We start from the raw sequence: 24042 nt of genomic DNA on the forward strand, positions 1-24042 counted from the left end.
AGTTTGCTGGCGATTGATAGCCCGAAGAGTCAGTCAATATAGACCATAGAAAGATCGGTAGGAATAACGAAGAAAAGTCACTTGCTCCAGTACACTTAGTCTTCACCACGAATTACCCAGGGAGAATTTACTAGCGGTTGTCCCGTCTCAGCCACCTCACACTCCAGAGTTGCGCCCATTGCAAAGCCAGAGATATCTATAGAAAAACCGACGAAACCACCACGGCCTGCACCATTTGCGCGTAGATCAGCACGATATTCATTCGCTAGAACCTCGCCCTTATAGGCCCCATCAACTTTCACACGAAGCACAACCGCCTCATTATTTTGTTCGGGAATAGCGCAACCTCTAATACGTTTATTGGATTGGCTAAAAATAGAACCAGCCACAAACCTCTCCCCCCGCCGGGAAAGTAAAACCCTCCATTCAAACTGTGACACCGATTTTTTATACAGAGTAATTTCACCCGCATTCAGAATACGCAACTCTTCCAACTCATCTTGGGGAATATCATATTCTTCCTCAAGCTTTTCACGCCCTAGATTCTCTGCCAGATACGGGATTTCCAAACCAAATTTTTTATTGAGCAACTGTAGAGACTCATCATACCTCTCTGTCAAACCGACAAACCCAAGAGCAGGCCAAGATAAGCCCCTAAAAATTTTTAGCTGTCGATTGGTAAATGATGGCTTGCTGTAAAAGGACCTGAAGGCACCTTTATATCTATTGTGACGAGAAAAGTGTTTATACTCTGATACCACTCTCTGTATTGGATCTCTCAATATCGTCACTGTATTTTCCAGACCAAATACCGGGACATAACGTATTGCATTAAAATGACCCGAGAGCATTTTTCTATTTTCGTATTTCATCTCCTGGAAAAAGGACCATGGATCTGGGATTTCCCCCATCCATTTTTTTACAACATCGCTGGTCTCCATTGACTCCGGTCCATAATCAAGACAAATACTGCCATCACCAAAATAAGCTGATGCGCCGAACCGAAAACTTGTTCCCGCTGTTTTAGGAACATGAACAAATAAGAGAGGATTCACTGCCGTAAAAGGTCCTTACAATGAAACACAACATGCCTCCAAAACTCCTAAACAGTAACAAGAAAAGAGCAATGGAACACATCAAGAAAATGATAAAGGATTGTCTTTTGAATATCTTATCTCTTAGCCAATTCATTTCTTGTAAAACAATTACTTATCATTATGCATCACTTAATCATAGTTAGGTTTAGTGATGTGAACAACCATCTGATTATTGCCTGACAAACAAAGGGCGTAGCTGTGACTACAGTCTTCTTTTGGCCATTTATTAATGATATTTAGAAAACAAAATAATAAGCCATAAAATATTACTCAGACGTATTTTGGCTGTACCGGCATAATAAAGTCACAGAGAAAGCATGCTTCACCATAGTACAATACAGTATTCAATAGCATCTTGTTATTGAGTAAAACACATCTTTCATGGGGAAATCGAAACATGGAATAATCGAAACTAGTCGGCAAGAGAACTTGTACAGACACCCCAACTGACGTTCGAAGTGCCTGCTCATTCTGACTGGGCAGCTTAGATAGAGAAGAACTGCTGTATACCCAGCAGTACATTGGTGGTGGCTACCGAGGCGAGTATCAGCCCCATCACCCGGCTGACGATACTGGCGCCAGCATCCCCTATAAACCGATAGATCCAATTTGCGGTTAGTAACAGTGCAATCACAATCCCCAATACTGCCAGCATCGCCGTGGCAGTGTTGAGTTGATGCATCATATCAAAGCGATGATTATCGGTAAGTACCACTGCTGCTAGCATGGCGCCCGGCGAGGCTATTGAGGGCACCGCCAGCGGGAATATCGCGGTCTCATGGCCCTCGCGGACAATCTCCATCTCCTGCTCAGGTTTACTATCACCAAATATCATGGTGAGGGCAAACAGGAACAACACTACGCCACCCGCCACCTGAAAAGCTGACAGCGGTACACCGATTGCCTCCAATAGGAATTGACCGACCAATAAAAAGAACAGCAAGATCCCAGCGGCTACCAATACGGCCAGCCAGGCGATTTTGCGTTTTTGCCATTCGGCGTGACGGGAAGTGACGGCAATAAATACCGGCAGAGTGCCCACCGGATCAATTACCGCAAAGAAAAAGACAAAACTACTGATCCAATCGTTCAACTGGTACTCCGGCGTGCCGTGCTACTATCCGCTTATTCCCTGCCGCGGGGAGATCGGCAAGCGCCGGGCGGTGGAATCTGGTAAGGCACGGGTTACCCCCGTCAGCCGCCCCAAATGCTCCCCAGGCAGATGCTTAACCTGAAACTCAAAAACCAAGTCTAGTGCATGACCAATCACTCACCGACCGCCCGCCGCATCGCGAAGACCATCCTGAATGGTTTTGATGCGTATTTCGCAGACTATCAGAACATCACTCTGGGCGCCAAGGCGCGCTTTGAGACCGCTTCCTGGCAGGCCGCACATGAGGCCAACAAGGAACGCATCGACCTGTACAAAACCAAGGTCAACCAGGTGCTCAAACTAGTGCACTCAGTTACCAGTAAAGACACCAGCCAACTAGAATTGTGGCGAGATGCCCGCGCCACCTACGCACAACTAATCGCCAATCACAGCAACTACGAGATTGCCGAAACCTTCTTCAATTCGGTCTTTTGCAGCCAATTCCGACACGCGGATATTCACGACAAAAATATTTTTGTCAAACCCTCTCGCGCACCAGATGACAAACCGCTGCGGGATTACAGCATTTATATCAGCTATAGCGGGCGAGATGGACTCGAATATATGATCGAGGACATCCTCAAAGACTTCAGCTTTTCCGCCCCCTGGGAAAATATGCAGCGGGATATCGAAAATATCTGTGCGCTTTTACGCGAGGCACCGCTGGCCAAGCTGGAAAATGAAAAACAGCTACGTGTAGATATGCTGGAGTCTGTGTTCTACCGCAACAAGGCCGCCTATTTAGTGGGTCGCATGATTTTTAATGGCGAAGTGGTACCTATTATTCTGCCCTGCTTGAATAACGGCCGTGGTGGTATTTTTGTGGATACCCTGCTGCACAGCAATGATTCCGCTAGTATTATCTTCAGCTTCACCCGCTCCTATTTTATGGTGGATGCGCCCATTCCCTCGCGGTTCGTACGCTTTCTCTCCACTATTATGCCGCTCAAGGAAAAGTCGGAGCTGTACAACTCCATCGGTTTCCACAAGCACGGCAAGACCGAGTTCTACCGCCATATCCTTGCGCATATGAAGGTGAGCAACGATCAGTTTGTGATAGCACCCGGTATCAAGGGCATGGTAATGAGCGTATTTACCCTGCCCTCCTATCCAGTGGTGTTCAAAGTCATTAAGGATCGCTTCGATCGCCCAAAAACCGTCACCGAAGAAATTGTGCGGGAGAAATATAAATTTGTATCCCGCTCAGACCGCGTTGGGCGTATGGCCGATACCCAGGAATACACCAATTTCATCTTCTATCGCAATCGCTTTAGTGAAGAACTACTGCGTGAGCTACAGGAGGTAGCACCCTCCAAACTGGTCATTAATGAGAAGTGGGTAATTATCCGGCACCTCTATGTAGAACGGCGCATGGAACCCCTCAATCTCTATTTACAAACCTCCAACGAAGAGGAAACTCGAGAAGCAATGGAGGAATATGGTAATGCCATCAAGCAGCTAGCAGCAGCCAATATCTTCCCCGGCGATATGCTTCTTAAGAACTTTGGTGTGACCCGTCACGGCCGCGTGGTCTTCTACGATTACGACGAGCTGTGCCCGCTGACGGAGTGCAATTTCCGCAAGATTCCCGAAGCGCAAACACCCGAGCAGGAACTGGCAGACAAACCTTGGTACACCGTGGATGAAGCGGACGTCTTCCCCGAGGAGTTCCGCCTGTTCTTCTCCGGTAATCCCACCGCGCGCTCAGCTTTTGAGAGGTTGCACAGCGACCTCTACGATTATCGATACTGGAGGCGCCTGCAAGACCGTATCCGCGCCGGGCATGTGGAGAGCGCCTTCCCCTACCGGCGTAAGTGGCGCTTCCATCGCCGTGCTCCGGCCATCGCCCGCAACAAATAAGCACCCAATCTATGGCTATATTGGTAGGAGGCCCCCACAATTCGAATAGGTGATCAGTGCGCATACTTGCATGGGCCGCAACTCTAGCGGCCCTAGCTCTATTAACGGCCAGTGGCTGCGGTTATCTGCCCAGTGAAATGACCATTCCCGGCAAGGAAAAGGCGCCGCCTCCTCACGCCCGTATCACTGGAAAACCCCAAGTAGTCAGCTGCGCAACTCCAGCACAGGGATTTCGCCCAATTCCATTCGACAACCTCTACACCTTCACCGGCAGTGAACCCCAGCCTTTTCAGGAAAAGGCCAGTGTGCCAATGCAATACGATGTACTGGCCTATGTTTGGGGTAGTGAACCCTGCGCACCCAGCGCCTTTTGCAAAAGAGGGGATTACTATTGGCTGATCGGGCGAGGACCTGGCAATGATTTCCAAACCTGGGTAGTTACCCCACAGTTTCCACGTATGATTATCCAGTCGACTTGCTATGAATGGCTGCAAATCGGACAACGCTATCGCTTTTCATTCAGTCGAGGAAAGTTGGTGGGGTTCAGCCGGGACTAAGTGAGCCAAATTACTGTGAGTGCTTTTAAAGCCTGCAAACCAGTTCTTGTCGAAACCAACTAAGTTCAAGCGTCAGACTGCTTCTTCAAATAGCGGTATATAGCATCCTGGGAACGACAGTTTTTTTTGCCAGAGTTGGCAATTTTAGTATTACTCTGTCTCGCATCCACAATCCGAGCTTTTTGATTATCACTCCATTGCAGCTCCAAAATTTTTCGAATCGTCTCACGGTGATCAGTATTCATAATTGGAAAAGTCACTTCCACCCGGTGATCTAAATTACGAGTCATAAGATCTGCTGAAGAGAGCCACATTATCTCCTCTCCACCGTTATAAAATATATAAACACGCGCATGCTCCAGAAACTTATCTACCAAACTGACAACTTGAATATTGTCAGAAAGACCCGCTGTCTCACACACTAAGGTGCACATACTTCGTACAATGATTCTTACTTTTACTCCTGCGGCACTTGCACTATAAAGCCGCTCCACTACCTGGCTGTCCACCAGGTTATTACACTTAAAAAACAACTCAGCTCTATCGCCCCTTTCTGCCGCCTCAATTTCTCGATCTATTGCCCCCAAAAGCGCTGCACGGTTTGTCAGAGGTGAAACTGCGACATGCTGAAATACCGGGCGACGTCGAGTACGTCGAATAAATTCAAAAACATTGTAGACATCCTGGCCCAACTCCTGATTATTAGTTAACAAACTAAAATCACAGTAAATTCGCGCAGTACTCTCATTAAAATTTCCTGTTCCCAAATGACTGTAAAGCTTATCCTTACCCTCTTCTCGACGAAGAATAGAAATCAATTTACAGTGAACTTTCAATCCTGGAACACCATAAATAACCTCTACCCCCGCATCGGAAAGCTCCTTCGACCAGTGAATGTTTGCCAACTCATCGAATCGCGCGCGCAACTCAACAACGGCAATGACTTTTTTATTATTCCGCACGGCATTGATCAAAGCAGCCACCACCCGTGAATTCTTTGCAACCCGGTAGAGATTGATCCGAATTTCTCGCACCTGTGGATCAATTGCTGCAGATGCGAGCAAATTGGTGATTACGCGAAAATCATGATAAGGGTAATAATAAAGCCGATCGGCACTGCGAATATGTGCAAAGGCGCCCCCCTTACCAGGTAACGTTGGCAGCGGTAATAATGGCTTATAGATATAACTCCCAGAATCTGCGGGGAACTTCATTAGATCTTTGGAGTTGTGGTAACGCCCACCAGGTGTATAAGTATCATAGCGCCCCATTTTTAATTTTTTCTTCACCATATTTAGGAGCACTTCAGGCATTTCTGCATCGTAAGCAAGGCGCACCGGATCGGCACGCTTACGCCTCTTGAGAGATTTCTCCATACGGTCCACGAGGTTTTGGGTTATCTGCTCACCCAATTCAAGCTCAGCATCACGGCTAATCTTGAACATATACGCTTTGGCCGAGCGAATCGGCAAAACCTGGCGAAACACCTCCACCAAGCAGGCCCGTATAATATTGTCGAGAACAATATATACTTTTTCACGTATTCCCTCACGGGGTGGAATCACAACAAAACGCGATAAAGTATTGGTGGGAATTTCCATTGCCGCATAACGCTGGATACCATCTTTTAAACGCAGAAAAATGGCAAAATAGATACTCGCCTCATTAAGCAGCGGCATAGTATCAAGGTCATCAATAAAAAAAGGCTCCAGCTCTGGCAACACTTCCCGATGGAAATATTCTTCGACAAAGGTGCGTTGGTGCTCAGTTAGCGTGGTTTCCCTAACTACATGGATATTGTGTTTATCGAGATCTGCCAGTGCTTTAGCGTAAGCTCGTGCGTAACGTCGCTGCAGGCGCAGTACACGCTCATTAATTTGCCCGAGTAGTTTGGCAAAATGTCTTTTCTCCTGTTCAGCCCCTGCGAACGCGGCAAGACGGCGCACATCTGCTACACGTACACGGAAAAATTCATCGAGATTGTTAGAGAAAATTCCCAGGAAACGCACCCGATCAATAATGGGTACAGTTTCGTCTTCAACTTCCTGTAGCACTCGCTCATTGAAGGACAACCAGCTCAACTCTTTTGGGTATAGAGGGATATCGTTAGGTATTGAAGGTTTGTAAAACATATTCAACCGGAGTGAATTTCCCTGCCCCAAGAATTCGATGCCAATTTAGGGGAAGTACATATCGAACAACTTATAGGGGCACAGGCATCAACCTATGACGAGCTATTCTCGCGAAAGGAAGATTTACGCGCATTTTCGTCACAACCAGGGGGAAGACCCCGCCAGATTGAAATAATCAACATGAGCACAAGGTTATACAGTTAATAGTAGAGTAGCTTGCCGTCTTAACTAACACGGGCCTAAGGATGTCGATGCAATCACCAAGTGAGCGCTACGTTGCGCTCGACCTCGGCTCCAACAGCTTCCACCTGTTGTTAGCGGAATTTCGCGATCAACGCATGGTACGCCTGCATACCGACCGCGCCATGGTGAGACTGGCAGAGGGGCTGGACGCCCACCACCACCTAAACCCCGTGGTATCGGAGCGCGCCCTGGCCGCTCTCACTCGCTTTCAACCTGTACTACAAAAACTACCGGTGGATCATATTCGCGTCGTCGGTACCAATACCCTGCGCGCCGCCGCGGCTAATGCCGATGGTTTTCTCGAAGAGGCCGAATCCATTCTCGGCGTGCCCGTGGAAATTATTAGCGGTATTGAGGAGGCACGCCTGATTTACAGTGGCGTAATGGCCGCCGCCGACGGCCCACCACGGCTTCGCTGCATTATCGACATCGGCGGTGGCTCCACCGAACTGGTGCGCGGCAGCGAATCCCCCCAACAGTTACAAAGTCTGGAAATGGGTTGCGTTTCCTACAGTAGGCGCTTTTTTGCCGATGGCCTGATCAGTGAAAATACCGTCAACCACTTTAAGCGCGCACAGCGCGCCGCCCGCGCCGAGTTGCAAGGGTTACAACACATTGCCGCCGAAGCGGAAGTTATCGGCTGCTCTGGCAGCGTGAAGGCGGTTTCACGGGTACTGAATGGAGGAGAGGTGGCGGATATCGTGCACGAGGATATCGACCGTCTCGCCAAAGAAGTTGCCAAGGTGGAGCATATCGCCGAACTGGAGCTGCCCGATCTCGACGAGGAGCGGCACCCGGTATTCGCCGCCGGCCTGGCAATCCTGCACGCCATCTTCTGTGAATTGGATATCCAGCGCATGGAGGTTTCGCCCTATGCCATTCGCGAGGGCATAGTGCATGACTTGGCGGGGCGGCTGCACGGTGGCGATCGCCGTGCCAGTACTGTAGACGCTGTGGTACAGCACTGGCAGATTGACCAGAACCAAGTGCGCCGAGTGAACGACACCGCCCTCAAACTATTGCAGCAATTGCGCCCCGAATACCCATTGGAGGGAAGGCAACGACTACGCTGGGCCATCCAGCTACACGAAGTGGGGCTGGCACTCACCCACAGCAGCTTTCGCAAGCTCGGTGCCTATATGATCAAGCATGCGGATATGGCTGGATTCTCCAACGGCGAACAGGAGCACTTGGCCTACCTAGTGCGCAACCAGCGCGGTTCAATCAAAGCACCAAAAGAGCACTACGGTTTTCACCCGAGCCCAGATTTACTCCTGTGTCTGCGCCTTGCCAGTATTATTCACCGCGATCGCACAGAGCGCACTTTGCGGGGAATCAACTTGGCAGACCAGGGAGATGCCTATCGCTTGCAAATTGAGCGTGAATGGCTGGATAGCAGCCCGGCGATAGAGGAATTGCTTTACCAGGAGGAGCAGCACTGGCAATCACAGACACGCCCTCTACGCCTACTTGCGGTATAAGCGTCCCTGCGAATAGCGATTAATGCCGGTAACATGCCTGGCAACATTTATTTTTAGCCCAAACCCAAAATCTATGAAACTCAGCGAAGTTACTCTCAGCCACCGCTACGCCGATATGGGCGATGCCTTTGGCCGCCGCATCAACCCCACTCCCTTCAAGCATCCACAGCTTATCGATATCAATCCCCCTGTGCTGCAGCTGCTGGGTATCAATGCCGCTGAGGCGAGTAATCCCGACTGGGCCCAACTGGGGTGTGGTGCCAAATTGTTTCACGGCAGCCGACCCTTTGCCATGAAGTACACAGGCCATCAATTCGGCGTCTACAACCCGGATCTGGGCGACGGCCGTGCCCTGCTACTCGGGGAAGTTGAACACCAGGGCAAAAGCTGGGAATTACACCTGAAAGGTGCCGGCCAAACCCCCTATTCCCGCTTTGGCGACGGCCGCGCAGTGTTGCGCTCCACCATACGCGAATATCTCGCCGGCGAGGCCCTAAGTGGCCTGGGCATCCGCTCTACCCGCGCGTTGAGTATCGTCGGTAGTGACGAGCCGGTAACCCGCGAGCAAATTGAAAAGGGCGCCATGTTGATCCGCGTGGCCGAAAGCCATGTACGCTTCGGTCACTTCGAATACCTGTTTTACACCAAGCAGCTGCAGGCCCAACAACAGCTTATCGGCGAGATCTGCCGGCGTTTTCTCCCCGACTCCCAAGAACTCAGTATTGGTGAACAGGCAGAGGCCATGCTGCGCTTTACCACCAAACGCAGTGCTGAACTGGTGGCGGGCTGGCAGGCGGTGGGTTTCGCCCACGGCGTATTGAATACCGACAATATGTCGATTATTGGCGACACCTTCGACTACGGCCCCTATGCCTTTCTCGATGACTACGACCCCACCTTTATCTGCAACCATTCGGACCATACCGGCCGCTACGCCTTCGAGCAGCAGCCCGGTGTGGTACTTTGGAACCTGAATGCTCTAGCCCACGCTCTATCCGGCTTTGTCAGTGTGGAGGCACTGCGAGACTGCCTGGAGCAGTTCCAACCCCAGGTGACCGATGCCTTTGCTGCGAGGATGCGCGCCAAATTGGGGCTCACCACCGAGGAGGAGGGCGATCAGGCTCTCTGCGCAGATCTATTGCAGTTGTTACAACAGGCAGACTACACCCTCTTCTTCCGCGCCCTATCCCACTACCGCGGAGAGCGTCCCGCCCAAGGACTTCAGGAATGTCTCACCGAGGCTCAGCACAGCGCCCTTGAGCAGTGGCTGGGGCACTACGATCGACGCCTGGCGCGTGAGCACAGTGATTCCTGCGCCCGCAACCGAGCGATGCTGGCGACAAACCCCAAATACCTACTGCGCAACTACTTGGCGCAGAAGGTTATCGAAGCCGCCGAAACCGGTGATTACCAACCCTTGCGTACCCTGCGCCAGCTACTGCAGAGCCCATTCGACGAACATCCTCAGCACGAAGTCTGGGCCAGTGCCCCTCCGGAATCCGGCAAGCGTATCCCGTTGAGCTGTAGCTCTTAATAGGGCCAAATTGGTACAACTTGCGAACAAATTGCTGGTATTTGCGGTCAAATGTCGTCTGTATGCGGTTATTTTTTTACCCGATGATGACTTATGCGGTGTCGCTGCAAGTGACTTGCTGTAAGATCTGGGTCACCCACTGAATAGAGGAAAACCTACAGATGATCAGAAACCTGCTCCTGGCCACATTCGGCCTGTTGTTCGCCCTGCAGGCCAATGCCGCAGATGTTGTAGGCAAGTGGCGCACTATCGATGACGAATCCGGCAAGCCCAGATCCATCGTGGAAATTTATGAAAAGGACGGTAAGTACTTCGGCAAGATCGTTCAGCTGTTGCTGAAGCCCAATGACACCATTTGCGAGAACTGCCCTGGTGACCTAAAGGGCAAGCCTCTGGTAGGAATGGACGTGATCACCAATATGGTGCAGAAAGGCAAGAAATACGAAGGCGGGGAAATTATGGACCCGGTGAAAGGCAAGGTGTACGACTGCAAGCTCTGGCTGGAAAACGACAACACCCTGAAAGTGCGTGGGTACCTCGGTTTTCTCTACCGCACCCAGACCTGGCACAGAGTCGAAGAGTAAATTTTAGGGCCCGCATTGCGGGCCTTTTTTTTGGCCGGTTGCCACTTGTTAGCCAGATTCTAACAGCCAAACCGACCGCTCCAACGCACAGCGCAAATCCCAGCCACTGAAATGCTTCTAGAGAACCACCCTGCCACTCTCATCGGTAGAGGCGCGTGCGGATACTACCTTGGCATCCTCACTGGTATCGATACGCACTTTAGCGCTCATACCCGCACGGAGCGGCGGCGCATCCTTGAGGGGGTAGAGGCGCAAGCGCACCGGTACCCGCTGTACCACCTTGTGCCATTCACCGCTGGCATTCTGCGGCGGAGCAGGTGAAAACTCACTACCACTGGCCGGACTCATGCTGTCCACCTGGGCCTGCCATTCAAAGTCCGGGTAGGCATCGAGGGTCACCTCCGCCTGCTGGCCCGTGCGCACCCTAGCCAGTTCGGTTTCTTTAAGGTTGGCCTCTACCCACAGGCCGCTGGTGCCCACCATATACAGAAGGCTCTCGCCGACGGTGGCCATCTCTCCGACTTGTGGCAGGGTATTGGCGATCACACCATCCATAGGTGCAATAATGCGGGTACGCGACAGTTGATAATTGGCCTTGTCCAACTGCGCCTGGGCCACCTTGAGGTCGGCCTGCTCTTCCAGGGCCACACTGGGGTCGCCACCCAGCTCTGCACGCAGGCTGGAGAGCTTTTCCGCATTGATGGTGATCTGCGCGCGGGCCCGCTCCAGCTGCTGGCGGGCGCTATCCAACTCCGCTTCAGAGAAGGCTACCTTGCCCAGTTTTTCATTGCGCTCCAGTTGGCGCCGGTAGAAATCTGCATCTTTGCGCGCCTGCTGCAGGGCGGCATCCGCCTCGGCATATTCGGCGCGGCGCGCCAGCAGATCATTACGCACCTGAGCCAGGCGCGCCTCAGCTTCGGTCACCGCCAGCTCATAAGCCGTGCGGTCAATTTGAATCAACAACTGGCCCTTAAAAACCGGCTCATTGGCACTTACCAACACCTTGGTCACCACACCATGTACTTCTGGTGCCAGGGAAACTTTATCCGCCTTTACATAGGCGTTTTGCGTCTCGACGATATCGCCGCCGCCATACAGGCTCCAGCCGGCCACCAGGGCGACAAACACCAATCCCAGGGCGGCCCCCAGCTTGCGCATCGCACTCGGCTTTAGCTTCAGGTGCAGCTTGTCAGTCACATTCAATCTCTTCGCCTATCAGATTCTTGCGCAGCCGCCCGAGCAGCGTCTGCAGTTGTCCTATTTCCGCCGCAGTAAAGCCATCCAGGGCATGACTGCGGGTCTCCTCCGCCAGGTCTCCCAGCAGCGCCATGGCCGGCTGTGCCCGATCGGTGGGATAAATCCTAAAACAGCGCCGATCCTGTGGATCGGGCCGTCGCTCCACCAGCCCTTCGTCCTGCAACTTGTCGAGCAGGCGCGCCAGGCTGATCGGTGCCATCTCCAGGCGTCCCGCCAGTGCAGTTTGCTTCAGTCCCTGCTCCCGCGTCAGATGCCAGAGCACCTGCCAGCGGGCATCGCTGAGGCCGTGATCCCGTGCGCGGCGGTCAAAGTTACGCCGCAGCAGGCGTGCCGCGCTGTGCAACGCAAAGCTCATCTCGGTTGCGCTGTCTTTTCCGGACCCGCCCATCCCTGACATAGTCTCACCCCTTTTTTGAGGGCGCTCATTATAAGCCTGCTTATTATTTCATCAATGCGCGGCTTATCAATACTAAAAACTGACAATAAAAAAGCGGTCGCAATGACCGCTTTTACCGTGCCACATCAGTAAGGGCTTATTTTTCCAGCACCTCGATGCTATCGACCTTCTGAAAGCCCCGTGGCAGCTTATTGCCCCGTCGGCCGCGCTCACCGCGGTAGTGCTCCATTTCCGAGATCTTGATCTTGGTATGGCGCTTACCGGCATGCACGACCAGTTGGTTTTTACCCTCCAACACGGCGATTCCCACCACCACTTCCTCGCGGCTGGCAGCCCGCGCGGCAGTGATATTGATAATCTTATTGCCCTTGCCTTTCGATAATTCCGGCAGCTCTGTGACGGGGAATACCAGCATGCGACCCTCAGAGGTTACCGCCGCCAACAGTGCCTCTTCGGGACTGTCTAACAACTGCGGCGGCAAGACCTGGGCACCTTTGGGCAGGGTCAGCATGGCTTTGCCCGACTTGTTGCGCGACTGCAGGTCGGCGAGTTTTGCGATAAAGCCATAGCCCGCATCGGAGGCCAACAGAACCCGCTGGTCGTCCGGCCCCATTAACAGCCCCTCAAAGGTGGCACCGGAGGGCGGGTTAATACGGCCACTCAACGGCTCGCCCTGGCCCCGCGCCGATGGCAGGGTATGGGACGCGATGGAATAACTGCGCCCAGTGCTGTCGAGCAACAGCGCCGGCTGGTTACTCTTGCCGCGTGCGGCAAAACCGAGATTGTCGCCAGCCTTATAGCTCAGTGCCGCCGCATCGATCTCATGGCCCTTGGCGGCACGAATCCAGCCTTTCTCAGAAACCACCACGGTGATGGGGTCGGAAGACAGCAGCTCCGATTCGCTAAATGCCTTGGCTTCCTCGCGGGCTACAATGGGCGAACGGCGCTCATCACCGAACTCCTTGGCCGCAGCCAGCAATTCTTTCTTGATCAGGGTCTTGAGGCGGCGCTCGCTGTCCAGGGTCTTAGTCAGGGTATCGCGCTCTTTCTCAAGCTCTGCCTGCTCACCGCGGATTTTCATCTCTTCCAGTCGCGCCAACTGGCGCAGCTTGGTATCGAGGATGTAATCCGCCTGGATATCCGTCAGCTCGAAGCGATCCATCAGCTCCTGCTTGGGCTCGTCGCTGGTACGGATAATCTCGATCACTTCATCGATATTGAGGAAGGCTACCAACAAGCCGGCCAACAGGTGCAGGCGCTTCTCTACTTTGTCCAGGCGGAACTGCAAGCGGCGGCGCGTGGTAGTGGCGCGGAAGGTTAACCACTCGCGCAGGATCTTATCGAGGGACTTCACCTGCGGGCGGCCATCGATACCGATCATATTCATATTGACCCGGTAGTTGCGCTCCAGGTCGGTGGTAGCGAACAGGTGATTCATCACCGACTCCATCTCCACCCGGTTGGACTTGGGCACAATCACCAGGCGGGTGGGATTTTCGTGATCCGACTCATCGCGCAGGTCGCTCACCATCGGCAGCTTCTTCGCCTGCATCTGCTGAGCGATCTGCTCCAGCACCTTGGCACCACTCACCTGGTGGGGTAGCGCGGTAATCACAATATCGCCGTCTTCCTTACTCCACAGGGCGCGCATTTTGATAGAGCCGCGACCACTGGTGTAAATCTTACGAATGTCTTCGCGCGGGGTAATAATCTCCGCCTCGGTGGGCATATCCGGACCGAGAATATGCTCACACAGCTCTTCTACCGTGGCCTTGGGATTCTCCAGCAGTGCCACCGTCGCGTTGACCACTTCGCGCAAATTGTGCGGCGGAATATCGGTGGCCATACCCACGGCAATACCGGTGGTACCGTTTAACAGGATATTCGGCACCCGCGCCGGCAACACACAGGGCTCATCCATGGTGCCATCAAAGTTTGGCTGCCAATCCACCGTGCCCTGGCCCAGTTCCGACAGCAGCACTTCCGAATATTTGCCCATGCGCGACTCGGTATAACGCATGGCTGCGAAGGACTTGGGATCATCCGGCGAGCCCCAGTTGCCCTGGCCATCAATCAACGGGTAACGGTAGCTGAACGGCTGTGCCATTAACACCATCGCTTCATACACGGCACTATCGCCATGGGGATGGTACTTACCGATCACATCGCCAACCGTGCGCGCAGACTTCTTATACTTGGCAGTATTCTTCAGGCCCAGCTCGCTCATGGCGTAGACAATTCGCCGCTGTACAGGCTTCAGGCCGTCACCGATATTCGGCAGGGCGCGATCCAGGATCACATACATGGAGTAATCCAAGTACGCCTTCTCGGTGTACTCCTTTAACGGCAGGCGCTCTGTGGCCTCATAGACAGAGGTGTCGGTCATACAGCACTCGTTATTCGATTCGGAAGGAGCGGATTATGGCGGACTGGAGCGGGAGGTTCAAAGGGAAGCTGAAAAAGGAAGGGCATTTGTGTTAGGTAATTGAAGGAGTACATATGGATAGAAATTACTCCCACTTTACTTTCATCAATTTAGTGAAATAACTTCAATGTCATTAGCATCTTTCAAGCAAATGAAAGAAAGGGGAGAGGCTCATTGTAAGTTCAATACAATCTTTTTAGCTTACCCATAAAGTTCGATGGGTATCGAACTAGCCTAACGCAATCTTAAGGAAATAAGACTCCCAGGCAAAATTACGAGAGGCACACCTGCTCAGTGTGCCTCCCTCAGCACCAATTTTATTTCTGGCTGCACTCGCCAGCTTTAGCAAGCTTTAGTTTTGTAATATCAGCTTTGCCCTCTTCAGACGCAACAAGCTTCAAGTCTGCACCACCAACGAATACACCCATCTTAATGTATTGCTCGATAAAGTAATTTTCACCTGCTTTTACATCAACCAGCAGGTCATTCGGGGAGAATTCCGACTCAGTTGAGACCTTATGTTCTTTATCTCCAATAACCTCCTGGTAGAAAAAGACATTAGGTGCAGATTGCCCAACACATTCATCATTAACCCAGATATCTTTCTTCAGAGCAGTACCGGGACCAGAGGCTCTATAGATGTAGAGACCAGCATTCCCCTCAGTAGGTGAATTGAACTCTTTCGCTTTATTGGATAACTCATCACTCTCCATAGGAACCGACGCACAACCCGCAAAAAGAGATGTAGCTACAGAAAGTGCCGCTAATTTTTTGTACATTCTTACCCCCAATATAATTTAATACCTGCTAACGGCTGTTTTGTGTACAGCTCCCACGTTAACAGGCGCGCATCATATCAGCTTGACTGCCAACTAGAACCTTAAGGTTAATTAAATTGATTATAAAAACTCGACTCCCCAGCCATACCCACGGAGTTTTAACACTTCAGTAATTATTAAGGTGAAGGGAATAGAAATAAGTAACCATGATTAAACCTGAACTAAAACTCGAATCACTGAGCATCGGCCCGCTAAAAAAAGTAAAAATAAAGGTACTGGCAGGAGAAATCATTTGTCTCTCAGGCCCCTCTGGCTCAGGCAAAAGCCGTCTACTTAGAGCCATTGCAGATATTGAGCCCCATGACGGCGATATATCATTTGATGACAAAAGTCAGAAGGAAATAGCAGGTCACCAGTGGCGCCGCCAGGTTATGTTAGTACCGGCGCAAAGTGCCTGGTGGTACGAGACAGTGGGCGAACACTTTAATCAGCCAATGGGGCAAGCGTTAAAAACATTAGGGTTCCCCGAGGAGGCAACAAAGTGGCAAGTAAGCCGGCTCTCTTCCGGGGAGAAACAGCGCTTGGCACTTATTCGTGCGCTTTCCTACACTCCACAGGCACTTTTACTGGATGAACCTACTGCCAATCTGGATGCAGATACTACCAGCAAAGTAGAAACATGGCTTATGGATGAAATCAGCAAGCACCAATACCCCGTCATCTGGGTGGCACATAATAGAGAGCAAATCCAACGAGTGGCCAGCAGGCATATTGAAATTCAAGGCAGCTGTCTTGTGGAGCGGGAACTATCTAAATGAATATGATCGATCTTTCCTGGTGGCAGTTATCACTGGCTGCGGGGTTGGTAGTCGCCCTGGCAATTTGCACCCATATTGCCCGATTACAGCTCGGTAAACCGCTGATTATTGCGGCGGTGCGCACAGCGATACAGCTGGCGCTTGTCGGAGTCATACTGGAAGCGCTATTCGCCGTAGGCACCCTGTTATGGGTCAGCCTGTTAGGGCTCGCGATGTTACTGTTTGCCGGGCAACAAGTCGTCTCACGGCAAAAATATCGTCTCCGCGGAGGCTGGAGTTTTGCCATTGGCACTTTATCCATGCTGGTTTCCGCATTTAGCGTCACAATACTGAGTCTAGTGGTGCTAATCGGCCCCCAGCCCTGGTACCAACCGCAATACTCTATTCCATTATTAGGCATGCTTCTGGGAAACACCATGACCGGCGTTGCCCTAGGCCTAGACCGGCTGACAGAAAGTATGCGGCGTTCACAGGATATTATTGAAAATCGTCTAATGCTGGGCGAAACCTGGCGGCAAGCCAGTATTGAATTTCGCCGGGATGCCATGCGCGCGGGGTTGATGCCAACGATCAATATGATGGCTGCAGCCGGTATTGTCTTTCTACCCGGTATGATGACCGGGCAGATACTAGCCGGTACCGCGCCTACTATTGCGGTTAAATATCAGATTTTGATTATGTTTACGATCGCTGCGGGTACTGGGTTTGGTACTTTTGTGGCGGTTGCGCTATGTTCGAAGCGTTTGTTTGATGAGCGCGAGAGATTATGTATACAAAGGCTATATGGAAATTAAATTATTTTAATTTCATAAAATAAAAAAGAACGTTTTAACCATTGCAACCAACCCCAAAGAACAAGTCCCGCAAAAACTAAAAACCTCTAACAATTGATAATATTAAAGCCCCGAAAGACGTATCTACCGGGGCCCTTTTCAACGAATCAAACCTTAAAACTGCTCCTTAGTCAGCCTATAAAATCATCAATAGATTCAAGATTTTCATCAAACATAAGCGTATAAGAACACAACATATCCTTATCATGATCTTCATCAAACGCGTAAACATAAATCATCACATAGATGTGAAAATCTGAAACCTGATCAAAGTAGAATAAATCTTCGATCTCAAAATTTTTTGAATATGAAATCCTTGCCAACTCTGTTTTAACTTCAGACACAGCATATTCATTAAATATCTCCCTATATTTATCAACATCCTCATTGTTAAGCCTTTTCGCAATATCCATAAGCGCATCATGTGCCTCTTGATACAAATCGGCTTCGTTTAGTAATTTCTCTTTAAAATTTATCATTTTGCCTTGTGCGTCCCAACCTTAACCCACTCAAAAGTGCCATCTTTCTGCTTATTACCATAGACCCTTACATCACCATACTTCTGCGATAAGAATTTTACCTCATGGGTCCACTTCCCGCCCTTGTATTTCTTTATCCCTTCTTGCCCTTTACCACCAACTAAACCTTTTTCAAGAGATTTTTTAAAAGCTTTTTCTAGCTCAGGATCCTTCTTGAAAGCCTTCTGTACTTTTTTACTTAGAATATGGCCACAATCATTATGAACCCAGGCTCCTGCCTCACCAACAAAATAGGTATGGTAATCAGCAACCTCAAAGTTGTAAGTGTCATACAGCCGCTTCTCAGCTACGATTGACTTAACACTGAGCTGACTACCATTAATGCTTGCTATTTCATAACCATCCTGAAGCTCTTCAGCTTTTATCCATCCTAATCCCTCAACCCAGAAAGGGTGATCTCCCGTAACACCAAATAACTCTTCCTCACCTTTATGGTCAATCAAAGTTACACTCAAAATCTCTTTATCATAATTACGGAACAACTCAACGACAGGTTTCCAAGTTATTTCCCCGGTAAGGTCATCTTTTGACGCAACCAGATCTCCAACTTTTATTTTTTCAATAGGTTTCAAACCATCTTGTGTATGGACAAGTGTTCCTTCTACAAAACAAAGTTTTCCTGCGGTCTTTGAAATCTTTAAAGCACGTGCAGCCAAATCTCCAGCTATAGGTACCAATCCAATACCAGCAGCCAATATATTTGTGGCCGTAGGATCGGCTACTGCTTCAGCAATTCCTTTTATATCTCCAATAACAGGAATAAAGTCAATATTTTGCTCGTGTGCCCTAATGCCTTCTCTATATTCCTGCTTGGTTATCTGGTCATTTGCCAGCATTTCAACCATAGCATCCTGCTGTATAGCAAAGAGTGTCTCTCTACCATCTGGGTCAACATAATTGATGGGATTATTACGAACATAGCGGTAAGGCCCCCAACGCTGTGGATCGATAAAACGCTTAGCATTGTTAAGCAAAGGATCCGGGCTAATAAAAGTACCAAAGTCAGACTGCAGGTAGCGTCGTTCGAAGTAACCTAAACCCGTGGACTTATCCAGCTCTTTACCCGCATAGCGGTAAGGTGCTGCGGTACTATCACCGAAGACATTTTCCAGCTCGCCGTAAGACTTATAGGTAAAGGCATTAACGATCTTGCCAGCCTTATCCAGGGTCAGGTCGGTAGAACCTATATGGGTATGCAGGTAATACTCAGTCGGCGTGAACACTTCCCCACTCTGGTCACTGCGGGCAATACGTTTCTGACCAACACTGATGTACTTCAGTAATTTGCCATCACGTACTTCACTATCTCCGTCGATATACAGGGTGACGCTGCGGGCTCCGCCTGCACGTTCGGTGATTTTAAAGCGGCGCTGGTGTTTAAAGTCATAACCGTACTGGTCAGCGGCTTGCTGATTACCGGCGTAAGTCAGGCGCTGGTCGTGGTCCCAGTGGTAGGTCTGGTCACCGGCTTGCGTACGATTACCGTTGTCATCGTATTCAATCAGGCCTTGGGCCCAGCTCAACGCTTGGGGGCCGGGCAGGCTGCCACGGCTGCTGCGGTTGGAGGCGCCAGTGTTGCCATTGTCATGGCTGCCGCCGTAACGCAGATCTGTGATCTGGGTATTTCCAGCGGTGGCCATATCTGCCAGATCGACACTCGCGCGGCCCACTTGCAGCAGGTTGCCGATTTTGTCGTAGCTGTAATAAACCTGCTCGATATCGTCGGCAACGCCGGTCAGGCGATAAACATCGTCGTAGCTGTAGACAATATTTTTTGCCAGGGAGGCTGCCTGGGCACTGGTTGCGCCGAGTTCGGCAGCCATTGCGGCGAGGGCGTCGCTGGGGCGTTTATCATCGATACCGAGTACATTGGAGACGGCATCAAAACGGTAATCCCACTGTTGCAGTGGCAGGGCGTCCCCGCTGCGCTGGGTGCGCAAGCCGGCCAGTCGCTGGCGCTCGTCAAAGCCCCAATCAGTTTCAACACCATTGGCCAACCCTTGGTGTTGTAAAACACCATTGGCGGTATAGTCCAGACGCTCCACCACTCCCGGGATGCGCTCGAGCAGGCCGCGGGCGTTATATTCGAAGTTCACCCGGCTATTGTCGGGGTAGAACTGCTGTGTCATACGCCCGGCGCTGTCATAGGCGAAGCGCGTGGTGTAGAGAGGGCTGTCAATTTGTGGGCCGGTGATCTTGCGCTGGCGCTGTACGACTCTGCCGCGCGCGTCATAACTCCACTGTTCAAAGCCGGCTTGGTCGATCACTTTGGCCAGGCGCCCAAGCAGGAAGGCACCGCCCTCTTCGCCGCGCTGGTCGTACTGGTAGCTGACTACCGGTGAAGTAGAGCCCAGCTGCAAGCCCGGTTGCCAATTTGCGCCGCTGGGAGCTTCTCCTCGCGGTGATAATTGATACTCGGCAAAGAGGCGGTTGGCGCCATCGTAGCGATAGTGCCGCTCCTGCCCCAGGGCATCGCGGGTGGCCAGTAGGTTGCCGGCATCGTCAAAGTACTGCCAGCGCTGTCCGCGGTTGGGGTCGTCCAAGAAGCGCATGCGCCCCAGGTCGTCGTAGTGCATGGTGCGCACATTATTTTGTGCATCCTGCAGGCGGGTAAAATTATTATTGAGGTCGTAGTCGTAATAGGTGGACCAGGTGGCACCACCGATGCCGCCCTGGGTATTGGCTCCAACAATTTCATCCACTTGCCTCAGGCGGTATTCACCCTGCGCCGTTTGCAGGCCATCAAACACCAGTTTTTTGGCGGCGCCATGGTGAACACTGTTCGCACGAGTTTGCTCTTCATCTTCCAGCACCTGTGCCATGGGCAAATAGGTGATGCGATTGAAGACACTTTCCCCACTTTGCGCGGTATAGGGCTGATAAACCTCCTGGGTACGCCCTTGGGCGTCGTAAAGATATTGTCGGTGGTGCTGACCTTTATCATTAGCGCGATAGGCGAGCCCCTGGGCAAAGTAAGGCAGTGCGGTCTGCACTACCTGGCCGCGCGCATTAAAGTTACTGTGATCGCTGACCACAACCTGTCCCGGTTGCTCGGCTTCACTGCGCACCATCAGGGTGCGGCCCAGACCGTCGTAAAAACGGCGGCTGTCGATGGTACCGCTAGCACCACTCCGCTCGCGCTGGCGAGTCTCTACCCAGCTGATACGGTGACCATCTACCATCTGCGCCAGTTGGTAATCGTACTCGACCGTGGGGAGTTGCAGGCTGTCCCCTGGCTTGGCCATGGCGGTGAGGCGTCCATGGCTATCGTAACCATATTGAGTCTGCTGCCCGTTAAAGTCGGTGTAGTCGGTAAGTACACCGAGGCCCTTGTCATAACCCGCACGAGCGGTGAGCCAGCGGCTGCCGGTATGCAAACCCACTTCTGTTGGGAAGGTGTGATATTGCGAGTCGTAAGTGACTTTGGTTTGGTGGCCTGTGTTGGCATCCCACAGGGGGTCATAACTTTGGATGCGGTTGCCGAAGGCATCGTAGCGGTGGCGCTCTGCGGCAACATAGGCATCTGCACTCTCAGCATCGTGCCAGAGTCGACGCAGGGTCAGGTTGCCCTTGGAGACCGCGCCTAAATTACCAGCGGAGAAACTTTCATCATCGTAGAACCACTGCTCTTTGGCCACAGCGCGGCCCGATAGGTCGGTAACCTTGCGCTCTAGCGGTAGGTGCAGGAGCCAGTGGCCCTGTGCAGAGGCGGATTCCGCACTGAAGCGCAATTGGGTAATACGCTCATCCTGCCAGTTGCCATCGGTACGGCCCAGCTCTTTGATATAAGTGGTATTGCCGTAATTATCGTAGTCATACTCCCAGGCAAGGGTCACGGGGGTACCACTGCCCCGCTCCAGCATATGCTGCTGGCGTTCGGTCATAGCCGCAAACTCGACTTTGCGGCTTTCCTCGGCATAACCAGACAGCAGTTGGCGCAACTCCCACTGATTTTCCTCGCGCCAGAAAATTCCGCCGAAGGCATCGCGGGTTTCTATTTGTTTGATCTTGCCCTGTAGGGCTTCCTGTTCGGTGCCATCGGCTTTTTGGCCCAGGTGGAATTCGTAGCGGGTTGCCAGTGTCGGGGTACTGGCATCGCCCACGCGGCGCTCTTCACTGTGTGCAAAGCCCTGGAATTCTTTATCGGCAGCATCGTAAAAGCCGTCCCAGTAATCCATCTCGGTGGTTTGCTGTTCACCACCGCGGCCATCATCCACAACAACGCGCTTAAGTACCTGCATTGCCACAGGGATACCCTGCGACCAGGGGCTGTTACCCTCGCGGTCTCTCACCATCTCCTCAACAACAGAGCCGTACTCCAGGGTCGTCAATGCACCCAGGCCATTGTCGATCGTTTTTAGCTGATTCGGTTGCTCATTGGGGAATAGCTCTGCGAAATAAAAAGTATTAGCACCGCGACCGGGGCTGTACCAAACAATATCCGTAGAGCCGTTACCATTAATATCGACCAGGCGCACTTCTTCGGAGGATACATTTCCCTGAGCTTGAATTAATTGTGGCTGACTAAACTTTGCCAGCTGATGTTGCTTGGTATCCAGGCCCTGGTTCAACCATAGCGATACCTGAGTGCCATTGAGGTAAATTAGATCCGCACGGCCGTCGGCATTGATATCAGTAACACGAACATTCTTGAGGTTGTGTAACGTATCGGGACTATTGGCAAACACTACTGCGGGAGCAAAACCCTGCAGGCCACGGTTAGCGTAGTAAGCCGCGTAGCCATTGCTGACCCAAACCAGATCAGGCAGACCATCTCCGTTCATATCCCGGAGAAAGACATTGGGATCACCCAAACGCATAGCTGCGGTGCCTGTGGGCATCGGCAATTGAATAGGCTGTGACCAACCATCGGGGTGGTTCAGCTGCACCACATGGGATAAAACCTTACCGCTGCTATTGGTTATCGTCGCAAAGACATCGATACGTTTGTCATTGTTGATGTCCAGCATATCCACATGGGGACTATCGAGAGGAATATAGAGTCCATCTATAGCACCGCTATACTGCCAACTATAGTTATCATCAAGATGAAAGTAATGGGTACTACCAGAGCTATACTGCAATAGATTCACATCACCAGCGCCATCAATATCAGCCCAGGTGACCGAGTCACTGGAAATACGGCTGGTAGTGAAAGTATTCATTTCACGATAACTCTGCCATTGCGGCAGGCCATCTTTATCAGGACCTAAATTAAGCCAGTAAACGTCTTTATTCGGTGCCGTATTAACAACATCTGGCAAACCATCCCGGTTAATATCCAAGAAGGCGACATCGGGGTTATTCAGTGGTACCTGACTCGCAGCCGGCATCGGTGACATAAACACCTGATCCTGCTGGTAGTGGGTGTAGCCATAGCGCACTGGTGGCAGGGTTACCGTAGATTCGCCCTCGCCTGCACTGGAATGGACTTCCTGTAACAATGAGAGGCTTTGCCATTCCGTTAGCGGCTGATAGGAAAATTCGTATTTACGTAAGTGGCGCCCGGCAAATTGTGTTTCCACGCGCTGCAAGCGATAAGCGGTTTTAATCTCAAAACCCGCTTTATAATTTGTTAGGACGTCAGGGCGGTCTTCATAGTGAAACTGCACCGCCATATCGCCATTCGTATTATATTGAATCCTGTCCAGATAAATCTGAACGCCATCATCCAACTTGCGATATTGATAGTCGATACGATTGCCATGGGTATCTTCTACCGCCTCTAGATACCAGGAGAATACCGATGTGCCGTTGTTGCCACTGACTCGGCTATTAGAGTCTTGCCCCAAATACCAACGCAGACCGTTGGACTGTGTCACCAGCCAACCCTTCGACAGGCGCTCGTAGCGAGCAAAATCACTGGCATTTTTGGTGCGATAAACACCGTCTTCGACTAGAACTAATTCTTCGCCCAGGTGATTGATAAACGTATCAAACTCATCAAACTCGTCGGTGCGACCATCGCGGTCATTATCCTGCCGATCAGTCTGGCCCCACTCTGAATAATTAGGCAGGCCCTTGTCGGTTTGACGCTGGATATAGGGAATAACCAGTTTATGCCCCAGTCCTAATAGCCCGTTACCAAACCCGCTGTTGTATTCCAGTGATACATCCGGAGCCAGTCCATTACGCCCAGGGGGCACAGCCAAGTTCACTAGACGTGAACTGGTGCCGGTATTTAAATTAGGGGTGAAAGCCTCACCGAGCCCGGAGATACTGCCCGGGCCTGTCGGCAGATTGAGAACGGGCGCTTGCAAAGCGGTGTGTTCATTGGCGGCAACAGCAGCCGTAGATGACACAACCATGCAGCAAGAAAGCAATAAATTGCGCAGCATAAGCATCCTTGTTTT

The 24042-nt window shown here is 51.4% G+C and carries 16 protein-coding genes; 7 read left to right on the forward strand and 9 right to left on the reverse strand.

Annotated features, from left to right (window positions below; translation table 11 throughout):
* Window positions 1-95: 95 nt before the first annotated feature.
* Both ACJJIB_RS19585 and ACJJIB_RS19590 read right to left on the reverse strand, forming a co-directional pair.
* On the reverse strand, window positions 96-1055 hold the full coding sequence (locus ACJJIB_RS19585) for a sulfotransferase family 2 domain-containing protein (RefSeq protein WP_444887276.1): 960 nt from the start codon (window positions 1053-1055) through the stop codon (window positions 96-98).
* Window positions 1056-1581: 526 nt separating this feature from the next.
* Entirely contained in the window at window positions 1582-2190 is a 609-nt protein-coding gene (locus ACJJIB_RS19590; RefSeq protein WP_252083411.1) for a MarC family protein, read from the reverse strand.
* A 165-nt stretch (window positions 2191-2355) separates the two neighbouring features.
* Here ACJJIB_RS19590 and aceK point away from each other — a divergent pair, with 165 nt between their 5' ends.
* The gene (gene aceK / locus ACJJIB_RS19595) at window positions 2356-4110 is read left to right on the forward strand and encodes a bifunctional isocitrate dehydrogenase kinase/phosphatase (RefSeq protein WP_252083412.1); all 1755 of its coding nucleotides are present in this window, start codon (window positions 2356-2358) and stop codon (window positions 4108-4110) included.
* Window positions 4111-4166: 56 nt separating this feature from the next.
* The gene (locus tag ACJJIB_RS19600) at window positions 4167-4667 is read left to right on the forward strand and encodes a hypothetical protein (RefSeq protein ID WP_252083413.1); all 501 of its coding nucleotides are present in this window, start codon (window positions 4167-4169) and stop codon (window positions 4665-4667) included.
* Between the two features lie 65 nt (window positions 4668-4732).
* On the opposite strand, the gene ppk1 is transcribed toward ACJJIB_RS19600, so the two are convergent.
* Window positions 4733-6799: a polyphosphate kinase 1 gene (ppk1, locus tag ACJJIB_RS19605; protein WP_444888949.1), complete on the reverse strand. Its 2067-nt coding sequence runs from the start codon at window positions 6797-6799 to the stop codon at window positions 4733-4735.
* 251 nt (window positions 6800-7050) lie between these two features.
* Here ppk1 and ACJJIB_RS19610 point away from each other — a divergent pair, with 251 nt between their 5' ends.
* The 3 genes from ACJJIB_RS19610 to ACJJIB_RS19620 all read left to right on the forward strand — a co-directional run bounded on the left by ACJJIB_RS19610 (window position 7051) and on the right by ACJJIB_RS19620 (window position 10641).
* Window positions 7051-8523: a Ppx/GppA phosphatase family protein gene (locus ACJJIB_RS19610; protein ID WP_444887277.1), complete on the forward strand. Its 1473-nt coding sequence runs from the start codon at window positions 7051-7053 to the stop codon at window positions 8521-8523.
* A gap of 73 nt (window positions 8524-8596) precedes the next feature.
* Entirely contained in the window at window positions 8597-10057 is a 1461-nt protein-coding gene (locus ACJJIB_RS19615; protein ID WP_444887278.1) for a protein adenylyltransferase SelO, read from the forward strand.
* A 161-nt stretch (window positions 10058-10218) separates the two neighbouring features.
* Window positions 10219-10641: a DUF2147 domain-containing protein gene (locus tag ACJJIB_RS19620; protein ID WP_444882859.1), complete on the forward strand. Its 423-nt coding sequence runs from the start codon at window positions 10219-10221 to the stop codon at window positions 10639-10641.
* Between the two features lie 117 nt (window positions 10642-10758).
* Here ACJJIB_RS19620 and ACJJIB_RS19625 read toward each other — a convergent pair whose 3' ends face one another.
* The 4 genes from ACJJIB_RS19625 to ACJJIB_RS19640 all read right to left on the reverse strand — a co-directional run bounded on the left by ACJJIB_RS19625 (window position 10759) and on the right by ACJJIB_RS19640 (window position 15499).
* The gene (locus ACJJIB_RS19625) at window positions 10759-11838 is read right to left on the reverse strand and encodes an HlyD family secretion protein (protein ID WP_444887279.1); all 1080 of its coding nucleotides are present in this window, start codon (window positions 11836-11838) and stop codon (window positions 10759-10761) included.
* Window positions 11831-12160 carry a MarR family winged helix-turn-helix transcriptional regulator gene (locus ACJJIB_RS19630; RefSeq protein WP_444887280.1) on the reverse strand — a complete coding sequence of 110 codons (330 nt, stop codon included), beginning with the start codon at window positions 12158-12160 and terminating at the stop codon, window positions 11831-11833. The genes ACJJIB_RS19625 and ACJJIB_RS19630 overlap by 8 nt, the downstream gene beginning before the upstream one ends.
* 271 nt (window positions 12161-12431) lie before the next feature.
* On the reverse strand, window positions 12432-14681 hold the full coding sequence (gene parC / locus ACJJIB_RS19635; protein WP_444882862.1) for a DNA topoisomerase IV subunit A: 2250 nt from the start codon (window positions 14679-14681) through the stop codon (window positions 12432-12434).
* A 356-nt stretch (window positions 14682-15037) separates the two neighbouring features.
* On the reverse strand, window positions 15038-15499 hold the full coding sequence (locus ACJJIB_RS19640) for a DUF2846 domain-containing protein (protein ID WP_444887281.1): 462 nt from the start codon (window positions 15497-15499) through the stop codon (window positions 15038-15040).
* A gap of 206 nt (window positions 15500-15705) precedes the next feature.
* On the opposite strand from ACJJIB_RS19640, the gene ACJJIB_RS19645 reads away from it, so the two are divergent.
* Both ACJJIB_RS19645 and ACJJIB_RS19650 read left to right on the forward strand, forming a co-directional pair.
* Entirely contained in the window at window positions 15706-16317 is a 612-nt protein-coding gene (locus tag ACJJIB_RS19645) for an ABC transporter ATP-binding protein (RefSeq protein WP_444887282.1), read from the forward strand.
* The gene (locus tag ACJJIB_RS19650; RefSeq protein ID WP_444887283.1) at window positions 16314-17111 is read left to right on the forward strand and encodes an ABC transporter permease; all 798 of its coding nucleotides are present in this window, start codon (window positions 16314-16316) and stop codon (window positions 17109-17111) included. Before ACJJIB_RS19645 ends, ACJJIB_RS19650 begins: the two co-directional genes overlap by 4 nt.
* Window positions 17112-17281: 170 nt before the next feature.
* Here ACJJIB_RS19650 and ACJJIB_RS19655 read toward each other — a convergent pair whose 3' ends face one another.
* Both ACJJIB_RS19655 and ACJJIB_RS19660 read right to left on the reverse strand, forming a co-directional pair.
* A complete protein-coding gene (locus ACJJIB_RS19655; RefSeq protein WP_444887284.1) occupies window positions 17282-17629 on the reverse strand; it encodes a hypothetical protein in 348 nt (115 codons plus the stop codon).
* On the reverse strand, window positions 17626-24027 hold the full coding sequence (locus ACJJIB_RS19660; RefSeq protein WP_444887285.1) for a toxin TcdB middle/N-terminal domain-containing protein: 6402 nt from the start codon (window positions 24025-24027) through the stop codon (window positions 17626-17628). The genes ACJJIB_RS19655 and ACJJIB_RS19660 overlap by 4 nt, the downstream gene beginning before the upstream one ends.
* Window positions 24028-24042 lie beyond the last annotated feature (15 nt).

It is taken from the genome of Microbulbifer mixtoriginis (SeqCode) (assembly GCF_052467705.1).